11 protein-coding genes are annotated in these 10,893 nt (G+C 71.7%); 7 read left to right on the forward strand and 4 right to left on the reverse strand.

Annotation, left to right across the window (positions count from 1 at the left end; translation table 11 throughout):
* Nucleotides 1–53: 53 nt before the first annotated feature.
* Together AOQ37_RS30665 and AOQ37_RS30670 are read left to right on the forward strand one after the other, a co-directional pair.
* Nucleotides 54–470 (forward strand): aggregation-promoting factor C-terminal-like domain-containing protein, encoded by a 417-nt coding sequence (locus AOQ37_RS30665; RefSeq protein WP_062649102.1) that lies wholly within the window; start codon nt 54–56, stop codon nt 468–470.
* A 111-nt stretch (nt 471–581) separates the two neighbouring features.
* Nucleotides 582–1,322, forward strand: a complete 741-nt coding sequence (locus AOQ37_RS30670) for a YoaK family protein (RefSeq protein WP_062649103.1) — start codon at nt 582–584, stop codon at nt 1,320–1,322.
* A 73-nt stretch (nt 1,323–1,395) separates the two neighbouring features.
* On the opposite strand, the gene AOQ37_RS30675 is transcribed toward AOQ37_RS30670, so the two are convergent.
* The gene (locus AOQ37_RS30675; protein ID WP_078890427.1) at nt 1,396–2,049 is read right to left on the reverse strand and encodes a carboxymuconolactone decarboxylase family protein; all 654 of its coding nucleotides are present in this window, start codon (nt 2,047–2,049) and stop codon (nt 1,396–1,398) included.
* Nucleotides 2,050–2,201: 152 nt separating this feature from the next.
* Between AOQ37_RS30675 and sigJ the strand changes: the two genes are divergently transcribed.
* Nucleotides 2,202–3,167, forward strand: coding sequence for an RNA polymerase sigma factor SigJ (sigJ, locus tag AOQ37_RS30680; protein WP_062649517.1), 966 nt, complete (start codon nt 2,202–2,204; stop codon nt 3,165–3,167).
* 38 nt (nt 3,168–3,205) lie between these two features.
* On the opposite strand, the gene AOQ37_RS30685 is transcribed toward sigJ, so the two are convergent.
* A complete protein-coding gene (locus AOQ37_RS30685; RefSeq protein WP_062649105.1) occupies nt 3,206–4,441 on the reverse strand; it encodes a cytochrome P450 in 1,236 nt (411 codons plus the stop codon).
* Nucleotides 4,442–4,625: 184 nt separating this feature from the next.
* Here AOQ37_RS30685 and AOQ37_RS30690 point away from each other — a divergent pair, with 184 nt between their 5' ends.
* Nucleotides 4,626–5,795 carry a steroid 3-ketoacyl-CoA thiolase gene (locus AOQ37_RS30690; RefSeq protein ID WP_062649107.1) on the forward strand — a complete coding sequence of 390 codons (1,170 nt, stop codon included), beginning with the start codon at nt 4,626–4,628 and terminating at the stop codon, nt 5,793–5,795.
* Here AOQ37_RS30690 and AOQ37_RS41900 read toward each other — a convergent pair.
* Together AOQ37_RS41900 and AOQ37_RS30695 are read right to left on the reverse strand one after the other, a co-directional pair.
* On the reverse strand, nt 5,779–5,910 hold the full coding sequence (locus tag AOQ37_RS41900) for a DUF397 domain-containing protein (protein ID WP_078890440.1): 132 nt from the start codon (nt 5,908–5,910) through the stop codon (nt 5,779–5,781). The two genes, AOQ37_RS30690 and AOQ37_RS41900, sit on opposite strands and share 17 nt — an antisense overlap.
* 71 nt (nt 5,911–5,981) lie before the next feature.
* Nucleotides 5,982–6,494 carry a hypothetical protein gene (locus AOQ37_RS30695; protein ID WP_159401389.1) on the reverse strand — a complete coding sequence of 171 codons (513 nt, stop codon included), beginning with the start codon at nt 6,492–6,494 and terminating at the stop codon, nt 5,982–5,984.
* Nucleotides 6,495–6,624: 130 nt separating this feature from the next.
* Here AOQ37_RS30695 and AOQ37_RS30700 point away from each other — a divergent pair, with 130 nt between their 5' ends.
* The 3 genes from AOQ37_RS30700 (at nt 6,625) to AOQ37_RS30715 (ending at nt 10,892) form a co-directional block, all read left to right on the forward strand.
* The gene (locus AOQ37_RS30700) at nt 6,625–7,884 is read left to right on the forward strand and encodes an acyltransferase family protein (protein WP_234437055.1); all 1,260 of its coding nucleotides are present in this window, start codon (nt 6,625–6,627) and stop codon (nt 7,882–7,884) included.
* A 393-nt stretch (nt 7,885–8,277) separates the two neighbouring features.
* The gene (locus AOQ37_RS30710; RefSeq protein ID WP_159401390.1) at nt 8,278–8,778 is read left to right on the forward strand and encodes a hypothetical protein; all 501 of its coding nucleotides are present in this window, start codon (nt 8,278–8,280) and stop codon (nt 8,776–8,778) included.
* On the forward strand, nt 8,775–10,892 hold the full coding sequence (locus AOQ37_RS30715; RefSeq protein WP_062649114.1) for a hypothetical protein: 2,118 nt from the start codon (nt 8,775–8,777) through the stop codon (nt 10,890–10,892). Before AOQ37_RS30710 ends, AOQ37_RS30715 begins: the two co-directional genes overlap by 4 nt.
* Nucleotide 10,893: the final 1 nt, after the last annotated feature.

A 10,893-nucleotide genomic window follows, 5' to 3' on the forward strand; every position in this document is an offset into this window, starting at 1 on the left:
CGTGACTCCGGCATGCAAGCGACCGCCATCGTCCCCGAAGGAAAAGGTTCTCTGTGTCCGTCTCCGTCATCCGTCGCATCGCTTCCCCCAAGAAGGCCCTCACCGGCATCGCCGTGGCCGCCGCCACCGCGGGGATGGCGCTGTCCGCCGCCCCCGCCCACGCCGCGACGCCCTCCTCCGCCGCCCAGGCCCAGGCGATCGCGCACAAGATGATCCCGAACGCGGCTCAGTACAAGGCCTTCTCGAACATCGTGAAGCACGAGAGCGGCTGGAACGTCACCGCCACCAACGCCTCCTCCGGCGCCTACGGCCTCGTCCAGGCCCTGCCGGCCTCCAAGATGGCCTCGGCCGGTTCCGACTGGAAGAGCAACGCCAAGACCCAGATCAAGTGGGGTCTGGACTACATGAACTCGCGTTACGGCAGCCCGGTCGCCGCCTGGAACTTCTGGCAGGCCAACGGCTGGTACTGAGCCACGCCACCGCGCTGACCAGCGCCCCCGCACCCGTCGAAGGCGGCGGCCCCCGATCCCCGGGGCCGCCGCCTTCGGCGTTTCCTCACCTTGCCGTGCTCAACTGAGCGGATGACCGGCACCGAGCCCCCGACCGAGCCCTCAGAGCCTTCGCCGCCTTCGGCTTCTTCGGCTTCTTCCGCGGACCCGGACGCCCGCGGCGGCGTCCGGCTGGTCCCCGTCCTCCTCGCCCTGACCGCCATGAGCGGCCTGATCGACGCGGTCACCTTTCTCGGCCTGGGGCATGTCTTCACCGCCAACATGACCGGCAACGTCGTCGTCCTCGGCTTCGCCGCCGCCGGCGCCCCGGGCTTCTCGGTGCCGCACACGGCGACCTCACTCGCCTGCTTCCTCGCGGGCGCGGCGACCGGCGGGCGGATGGCGCGACGGACGGAGGGGAGCTCACGCCGCAGATCCGCCCGGGTGATGCTGGGCGTGGAGGCGCCCCTGCTGGCCGTCGCCGCGGCCGTGGCGTCCGTCACCTCGGACGACGCCCCGGCCACGGTCTACACGATCATCGCCCTGACCGCCTTCGCGATGGGACTGCGCAACGCGACCGTCCGCAGACTCGCGGTGCGCGACCTCGGCACGACCACCGTCGTGACGATGACCCTGACCGGCCTGGCCTCCGACTCCCGGGCGGGCGGCGGCACGGGCGGGCACTCGTCCCGCCGTACGGCATCCGTGGCCGCGATGTTCGCGGGCGCCGTACTGGGCGCGGCCCTGGTGCTCCACAACGACCTGGCGATCCCGCTGCTGGTGGCCGCCACGACCTCGGCGGTCCTGGCGCTGACGGCCTCCGGCAGGGAATGACCGAGGCCCCTCGCCCTCGCGGGGCCACCGGCCCCCCGCCCTCGCGGGGTCACCGATCCGCGCCCTCGTCGTGTCACCGGTCCGCGCGGTGTCCCTCGCTGTAGTTCTTCCCGATGGGCCGGCCCGGGATCGGCTTGGCGATGAGAGCGACCGGGACGAACAGCGAGAAGTGACCGATCGCCATGGTGAGCATCCAGAGCTCCTCGTCGTCGTAGAGCTCCGCCGCCCTGGCGAACAGCTCGTCGGAGACGCGTTCCCCGTAGGGATTGGGGGTGAGGACGGCCTCCACCAGCTCCAGCGCGATCCGTTCGGCGTCGGTGAAATAGGGGGCACCCTGCCAGGTCGCCACGGCGGTGATGCGCTTCTCGCTCTCCCCCGCCTTGCGCAGGCTGTCGGTCAACGCGACGGCGTGGTACGTGCTGCCGACGATCTGTGCGGCGCGGAACAGCATCAGGTTGATGGTGGTCTTCGCGACCGGCCCGTTCCAGACGGCGCCCCGGACGGCTCCGGAGAGCTTGGACAGCTCGGGGAAGAGGTGAGTGAGGTCGGGCAGACGCGACCGGACGGCGTCACCCTGCTCCGCCGACGTGCCGGCCGTCGGCGAACCGGGCGCCGTGCCGGGCGCCGCCTCGACCGTCACCTCGGTCCTCCCGCCGGGCGCCGCCTCGACCGTCACCTCGGCTGTCGTGTCGCTCGTCGTCGTGTCGCTCGTGGCAGACGTGGACATGGCGAGTTCGTCCTTCCTTCGTCCTGATGGATGTCTCACCGCTCCGACAACGCAGGTGCTCGGAATGTGAGGCGGGACGCCGACGTCACGTTCGCGGGCGCCGTCTCGTCGAAGTGATGAGCGATGACGCGACCGAGGGAGCCGGCGACACCATGACGACCCCATCCATCCCGCGGGACGGCCACCCCGACCCGGGTCTGAGCACGCTCATGAGCGAGCGGCGTCAACTGATCAACGTGGCCTACCGGCTCCTCGGCTCCCTCGCCGAGGCCGAGGACGCCGTGCAGGAGACCTACGCCCGCTGGTACACCCTGTCCCCGGAGCAGCGGCGCGCCATCGACTCTCCCGGCGCCTGGCTGACCAGGGTCGCCGGCCGCATCTGCCTCAACCTGCTCAACTCGGCACGGGCCCGGCGGGAGAACTACATCGGCGACTGGATCCCCGAGCCGCTGCCGGGATCCGGCGAGTGGTCGGGGGGCCGGACGGGCGGCGGCGCCGTCGACCCGGCCGACCGCGTCACCCTCGACGAGTCGATCACCATGGCCTTCCTCGTCGTCCTCGAGTCGACGACCCCCGCCGAACGCGTCGCGTTCGTCCTCCACGACGTCTTCCGCTATCCCTTCGCCGAAGTCGCCGACATCGTCGGCCGTACGCCGGCGGCCTGCCGTCAGCTGGCCTCGTCGGCCCGCCGACGCCTCCGCGCCGCACGCACGCCCGCGCCCCCGACCGCGCGGCAGGCCGCCGTCGTGAGGAACTTCAGGCGGGCCTGGGAGGCGAAGGACATCGACGCCCTGATCGGCCTCCTCGACCCGGACGTCACGGCGACCGGCGACGGCGGCGGCCTCGCCACCACCGTGCGCCGCCGGTTCGAGGACGCCGGACAGCTCGCGCGCGGCCTGGTCGAACTGGTCGACAGACTCGCCGACCTGACGATCGTGGAGCGCACCGTCAACGGCCGGCCCGGCCTGGTCGCGCGGCAGGACGGCGTCGTCGTGACCGTGTACTCCTTCGACATCGCGGACGACCGGATCACGCACAACTGGGCCGTCCGCAACCCCGAGAAGCTGCGGCCGTGGACGGGCCGACGGCACCGGCGACCCGACGGAGCGCTGGCCTGACCAGGACCGCCGGGGACCGGCACCCCCGGCCGGGTCCCTCACCCGGCGCTGACCCGAAGCTCCTTCACGCCGTTGATCCAGGCGGACCGCAGCCGCCGGGGATCGCCCACGAGCCTCAGGTCGGGCAGGGCGTCGGCGATGGCGTTGAAGATGAGGTTGATCTCGAGCACGGCGAGCGACTTGCCGAGACAGAAGTGGGGCCCGCCGCCGCCGAAGCCGAGGTGCGGGTTCGGGTCCCGGGTGACGTCGAACTCGTCGGGCCGCTCGAACACCTCGGGGTCGCGGTTGGCGGAGGCGTAGAAGAGACCGACCCGGTCCCCCTTCCTGATCTGCTTCCCGCCCAGCTCGGTGTCCTGGGTCGCGGTCCGCTGGAAGGCGATGACGGGTGTGGCCCACCGCACGATCTCCTCGGCGGCGGTGTCCGGCCGCTCGCGCTTGTACGACTCCCACTGCTCGGGATGGGTGAGGAAGGCGTGCATCCCGTGGGTGGTGGCGTTCCGGGTCGTCTCGTTCCCGGCGACGGCCAGCATCAGCACGAAGAAGCCGAACTCGTCGGAGTTGAGGTTGCCCTCGTTCTCGGCGGCCACGAGCGTCGAGACGATGTCGTGAGCGGGGCACTGCTTCCGCTCCGCGGCCATGTTCATGGAGTACGCGAGGATCTCGGCGGCGGACTGCTGCCCGACCTCGGCCGTGATCGCGAACTCGGGATCGTCGTACCCGATCATCTTGTTGGACCAGTCGAAGATCTTCGAGCGGTCGTCCTGGGGTACGCCGATCAGCTCGGCGATGGCCTGGAGGGGCAGCTCCGAGGCGATGGACGTGACGAAGTCGAAGGAACCGTCCTGCGCGCGGGCGCGGTCGACGATCGCCGTGGCGCGGTCGCGCAGCCGCTCCTCCAGCGCCCGGATGGCCCGGGGCGTGAACCCGCGCTGCACGATCTGCCGCACGCGCGTGTGCTCGGGCGGATCCATGTTCAGCAGGATGAGCCGCTGGGCGTCGATGGAATCCCGTTCGATGTGCTCGTTGAACCGGATGATCGCGGTGTTGAGGTAGGAGGAGAAGATCTCGGGGTGGGTGGAGACGTACCGGACGTCCGCGTGCCGGGTCACCGCCCAGTAGCCGTCGTCCTGGAAGCCGGCCACATTGCCCGACTGAGGGATCCAGCGGACCGGTTCGGCGAGCCGCAACTCCGCGAACTCCGGTAGCGGCACATGGTGCTGAAGCAGGTCGGGATCGGTGAAGTCGAATCCGTCGGGAAGCTCTGGACAGGGCATCGGCGGCTCCAGCCATCGGACGATGCGATCTGACGGTATCTGACGGTTCATCAGAAACAGATTGTCGTGAAGGTAGTTCAGGACCCTCGAGCCTGCAAGACCCTTGCGGTGACGCACATCACGTCAGCAGACTGCACACAGCAGAGAACTAGAACACGTACTAGTTCCGAAGGGATCCGCACCCATGGCCGCCGAACCCGTGATCGTGGAAGCAGTCCGCACCCCCATCGGCAAGCGCGGCGGCGCGCTCGCCAACCTGCACCCCGCCTACCTCCTGGGCGAGACCTACCGCGAACTACTCGGCCGCACCGCCATCCCCGCCGACGCGGTCGAGCAGATCGTCGGCGGCACGGTGACCCACGCCGGTGAACAGTCCATGAACCCCGCCCGCACGGCCTGGCTGACCGTGGGCCTGCCGTACGAGACGGCCGCGACGACGGTCGACTGCCAGTGCGGCTCCTCGCAGCAGGCGAGCCACATGACCGCGAACATGATCGCGGCGGGCGTCATCGACGTGGGCATCAGCTGCGGAGTCGAGGCGATGTCCCGCGTGCCCCTCGGCTCCGGCTCGAAGCACGGCCCCGGCAAACCCTTCCCGGACGAGTGGAACGTCGACCTCCCCAACCAGTTCGAGGCGGCCGAACGCATCGCGCGCAACCGGGGCTTGAGCCGGTCGGACGTGGACGCCCTGGGTCTCCTCTCCCAGAACCGGGCGGCGACGGCCTGGTCGGAGGAACGCTTCAAACGCGAGACGTTCGCCGTCCAGGTCCCGACGACGGAGGACGAGCAGGCGGCGGGCCAGGGCATGTGGCGCCTGGTCGACCGCGACGAGGGCCTGCGCGACACCTCGCTCGACGCCCTGTCCCGCCTGAAGCCGGTCATGCCGACGGCGATCCACACGGCCGGCAACTCGTCGCAGATATCGGACGGCGCGGCGGCGATCATGTGGGCGTCGAAGCGGATGGCCCGCGCCCTGAAACTGAAGCCGAGGGCGAGGATCGTCGCCCAGGCCCTGGTGGGCGCCAACCCGCACTTCCACCTGGACGGCCCGATCGACGCGACCCGCGCCGTTCTCGGCAAGGCGGGCATGTCCCTGAAGGACATCGACCTGGTCGAGATCAACGAGGCTTTCGCGTCGGTGGTGTTGAGCTGGGCGCAGATCTTCGACGCGGACCTGTCCAAGGTCAACGTCAACGGCGGAGCGATAGCCCTCGGCCACCCCGTCGGCGCGACGGGCGCCCGCCTCATCACGACGGCCCTGCACGAACTGGAACGCACGGACAAGGAGTTCGCCCTGATCACCATGTGCGCGGGCGGCGCCCTGGCGACGGGCACGATCATCCAGCGCCTGTAGCGCCACCACCGGTCCAGGCGAGGAAGGCGGAGAACGCGGCGGGCTCGATGGCGAGTATCGGGCCCGCCGGGGTCTTGGAGTCGCGGACGGCGATGGGGGCGGGGGCCTCGGCGATCCCGACACGGGTGACAAACCCCTACGGCCGACCACTCCCGACCCCGACGAGGCGGAATCGAGCGAGTGTTGTCACGGCTCGTTCGTTCGAGAACCCTTCCGCTTCAGCCAGGCAGCCACGCAGGACAGCGCGAGGGCCACGACCCCGAAACCGGGGGACCACAGCCATCCCCTGGGAAGGTCTTGATGAGGAGCGATCAGCCAGAACATCCCCGACAGAACGGCCCACGCTCCGAGCACCCGCAGAGTGACCGCTCGCCGCGAGAGCGGCTTCGCCCGAAGTGCCTTCTGCCGCACCTCCTCGTATCCACCGGTCCGCGTGTAATAGGCATGCAGCCATCGAGCATTGCGGCACGCGGCCCAGACGAGCAGCCCCAGCCCTGCCCCTGTCGAGGCAGCCTGTAGCAGAACAACGGGATCGTCGAAGCCGGACAGGACCGCAGCGATCGACACCGCCATCACAGTTCCGCTCGTCGCGCCGACGCGCACGGGATGGCGAGCCGCCGCCAGTTCCAGGCGGGAAGGCGGCGCGCCCGTTCCCAGGACCCGGTCGACCGCCAGCAACGCCTTCTCCCAGCGACGCATGTCCACCCCCATGGAATCCCGCGGCACCGATCAGAAGGACGGCCGCACCAAGGTGCCGGTCGGCCGTACCGGTGCGATGCCGTCGTACCGCGATGTTAGCCTCGCGGTTTTCGACGATGAAGGATCCCCCTTGTCCCCCACCCCCGCGGCCACCCGCGATCGGCTGCCCTCTCTCACCGGGCTTCGGTTCTGGGCCGCGTTGCTGGTGGTGATGTATCACCTGTCGCGGCAGGTGGGGAGCGTGCCGGGGGTCGGTGATGTCGTCCGGTACGGGCGTAGTGGGGTCACGTTCTTCTTCGTGTTGTCGGGGGTGGTGCTCGCCTGGACGTACGCGGGGGCGGGGGTCGCCGTCCGGGTTTTTCTGTGGCGGCGGTTCGCTCGGGTCTGGCCCTTGCTCGCCGTCAGTGTGGGGGCGTCCGTCGGGGTGTGGTGGGCGGTCATGGACCGGGGGGTGTCGGTCGGGGCGGTGGTGGCGACCCTGCTGCTCGTCCACGCGTGGTTCCCGCAGCCCGTGATCTTCACCGGCGGCAATCCCGCCGCCTGGTCGCTCAGTGACGAGGCCTGGTTCTATCTCGCCCTTCCCGTGCTGCTGGCCGTGCTGGGCACGCGGCGGGCCAGGGTGTGGGCGTGGACCGCGGGCGGGGTCGTCCTCGTCGCGCCGCTGCTGTGGGTCGGACTGTCCGGGCTGTCGGCCACCACGCGTACCTGGGCGCTCGACTATCTGCCGCTGACCCGGTCCCTTCAGTTCGTGCTGGGGGTGGTGGCCGGACTGGCGCTGAAGCGCGGGTGGCGGCCGCCCGTGTCGCTGCCGGTGGCCGTCGGGCTCGTCGTCGGCTGGCATCTGGTGCTGATCCCGTGGTCGGGCGCGGTGCCGGATGCCGTCTGGTACAGCCCCTACTCCGCCTCCCAGTTGCTCTCCGCGCCGCTCTTCGCGGCCCTGATCTGCGCCGCCGCCCGGGCCGACCTGGACGGGCGGCGGACCGGGCTGGGCGGGGGCTGGACGGTCAGGCTGGGGCACTGGTCGTTCGCCTGGTATCTCCTCCACGAGATCGTGATCCGGGTGGCCGTGTTCGCGTGGGGCAGGCCCGCGCCCGGTGGCGGGACGCTCCTGTTCTGGGCGGGGGTGCTGGTCGTCAGCCAGGCCCTCGCCGCCCTGGCGTATCACTGCGTCGAGCGGCCGGCCGAGCGTCGGCTGCGGGGGCTGGTGGCCGGGCCCGGTCGCGGCCCCGCGGACGGATCAGCCCGGCGGCGTCGGGCGGTCGCCCGGGCGGTCGTCGAGACGGACACGGTTTCGGGCGCGGTATCGGGCCCGGTATCGGGCCCGGTATCGGGCCCGGTATCGGGCCCGGTATCGGGCCCGGTATCGGGTGACTGCCCGCCGGGCGGCTGAGATCAGCAGGGCCACGCCGATGATCAGGGAGCCCGCGGTGAGGAGCGCCAGCACGACCAGCGTCGGGTTGACCCAGGGCGGAACGAGGTCGTACGACGCGTTGCACCTGTTGTGCAGCGGGAAGATCCGTGACGGCTCGCGCCAGTGCTCCGCGCGGTAGGCGTCGTCGTACTTCTGGCCCTTCAGGAGCGTGCAGGTCTCCGCCACGTCCAGGCCGCCGGACCAGGCGCCCCATATCCACGTGAGGAACGACCCCACGCACGACAGTGCCGAGAGCACCAGCCAGAGGAGCGGTGTTCGCCGCATGGACCGCGCCCTCGGGTTCGCTGTCATCCAGCGATTCTCCCCTCCGGTGATCGGAACGCCGGGCCGCCCCCAACTCCCGTCGGTAGCATGCGCTTTGTCCCGTCCGCGCAGCAGCTGGCCGGGGCGAACACGGGGAGGGGATCCGACGTGCTGAGCGAAGCGTTGACCGCGGCCGCGGCCGGTGGGGGGATGGCCGTCGTGCAGGCGGCCGGGACGGACGGCTGGGCCTGGTTCCGGGTGCGGTGTGCCCGGCTGGTCGGGCGGGGGGACTCCGACGCCGAACAGGAGGCGATCGAGCGGCTCGACCGGACCGCAGCCGTGCTGAACGCCGTCGACGAGGGTGAGCGCGAACGGGTGCGGGCGGTGCACGCGGTGTTGTGGCAGGGGGAGTTCGCCTCGCTGCTCGACACCCTCGCGGACGACGAACGAGCCCGGCTCGTCGAGCGACTCGTGCAGCTCAGCAAGGAGTTCGGTACCGAGGGCGGGCCGGCCCGTGGTGTCGTCAGCGGCAACACCTTCCACGGGCCCACCGCCGTGCAGACCGGCGATCACAACCGGCAGGAGAACCACTTCGGGTCCGGCGGATGACCGACTCCGGGGCTGAGAGCACTCCCGGCTCCGGCGAGGTCTCCGGGAACACCTTCCACGGGCCGACCGCCTTCCAGGCCGGGGATCACAACGTCCTCAACGTCCAGCACGTCCATCACCACGCGGCTCCGGCCGCCGAGGACCCCCTCGACAGCGTCGCCGACGAACTCGCCCGGGTCGTCGGTGCCCAGTGGCAGGAGGAGGCCGGGCTGCGGCGGCTGCTGGAGCCCGCGCCGCTGCCCGTGCGGTGGCGGGTGAGTGAGCGCCAGGTGGCGGGCAGGGTCGTCGCGGCCACCGCGGAGGGGGCGGGCCGGGCGCGGTTCGGGCCGCTGCCGGGGATCGCCCCGGCCACCCGGGCGCGGCTCCGCGACGGCGGCGGGGCGGCCGAACTGCACGGCGTCTACGGCGGGCTGGCCTCCGGGCGGCTGCTGCTCGTCGGGCCGCCGGCCGCCGGGAAGACCGCCGCCGCCGTGCTGCTGCTCCTCGACGCGCTCGCCCATCGGGCCGCGCGGGCCACACCGGCGGACCGGGCTCGGGTGCCCGTCCCCGTACTGCTCTCCCTCGACGGATGGGAACCCGCCGAGGACACCGCCGTCGACTGGGCCGCCGACCGGCTGACCCGTGAGTACACGCTCTTCCACGGGAGGGAAGGGCGGGTCCGGGCGCGGCAGTTGCTCGAACAGGGGCGGGTCTCCCTCTTCCTCGACGGCCTCGACGAGGTCACCGGCAAGCTGCGCGGGGCCATGGTCGGCGCGCTGGAGACGGCACCGTTCCGGCTCGTGCTGGTGTCGCGGTCCAGGGAGGCCGTGCTCACCGCGAAGAAGGCCCGGCTGGGCGGCGCGCTCGCGGTGGAGATCCAGCCGGTCAGGCCCGCCGACGCCGCCGGATATCTGCTGAACCGGTTGCCCGCCACGCCGTCCGCCGCCTGGCGGGAGCTCACCGGGCGGCTCCTCACGGAGACCGGGCCGCTCGCAGCCGGGCCGCTCGCCGCCGCGCTCGCCGGGCCTCTGGCCATCGCCCTGCTCCGCGACGTGTACGGCGACGACGGTCCCGTCGACGAACTGCTCGACACCGCCCGCTTCCCCACCCGCGCCGCCGTCGAGAACCATCTCCTCGATCACGCGGTCGTCGCCGCCTACACCCGGCGCCCGGGGCACCCCCGCCCGCGCTGCTCCGCCCGGACGGCCGAACGCACGCTCCGGTACCTCGCCACCCGGCTCACCCAGGAGGGCGGCCACGACCTGCGCTGGTGGCACCTTCCCGGCTGGACGGGTCACCGGCCGCGGCTGATCGCGGTGTGGATCGTGTCCACGCTCGTGTGCGGGCCGCCCGGCACGGTCATGGCCTGGAGTCTCCACCCGACTCCGGCGGTGGCCCTGCTCGGCGTCCTGGCTTCGATCGGGGGCGGCTTCGGCGTCGCCGTGCGGATCACGGAGTTCAGCGAGCCGCAGCCGCTGTCGAGTGCCGGCCGGCGCGACATCTTCACCCCGGACACGATCCGGTCCGGCATCGGGCAGTGGCTTTTCGTGGGGACCGGGCTCTGTCTCGCGCTGCCGCTGGTCTTCGACCCCGGCCCGCCGGTCTGGCTGCTGTATCTGGTGACGCTGCCCATCGGCTTCTCCGAGCTGCTGGTGACCGGCCGAGGCCACAAGATCCTCTCCGGTACCCCGCTCCTGTCCGCCGGCTCGGGGCGGCGCTACGACAAGGTGCGGGAGGGGTTCGCCCGGCCCCAGGTGGTGGACACCCGGTCGGTGGGCCCGATGGACGTGTGGCGGCACCACATAGGGCTGCGGCTCTTCCTGGGGCTGCTGACCGGGTTCGCCCTCGCGCTGTACATCGGCCCGATCATCGCCTGGACGCAGTACCCGCTCCTCGGCGCGATGTTCGCGCTGACGGCCGCCCTGTGGACCGGCGCCACCTCGGTCCTCGTCGGCAACCTCGCCGTCGCGACCGCCCTCACCGCCGTACAGCTCCACTTCGAGGAGGGCACCCCCGTACGGCTGATGCGCTTCCTGGAGGACGCCCGCCGCCGCAACCTGCTGCGGGCGACGGGCCCCGTCTACCAGTTCCGGCACGCGCGGCTACAGGAGCGGCTCGCGCGGACCGAGGAGTGAT

The organism is Streptomyces maremycinicus (assembly GCF_001184025.1).
GTDB classification, from domain to species: domain Bacteria; phylum Actinomycetota; class Actinomycetes; order Streptomycetales; family Streptomycetaceae; genus Streptomyces; species Streptomyces maremycinicus.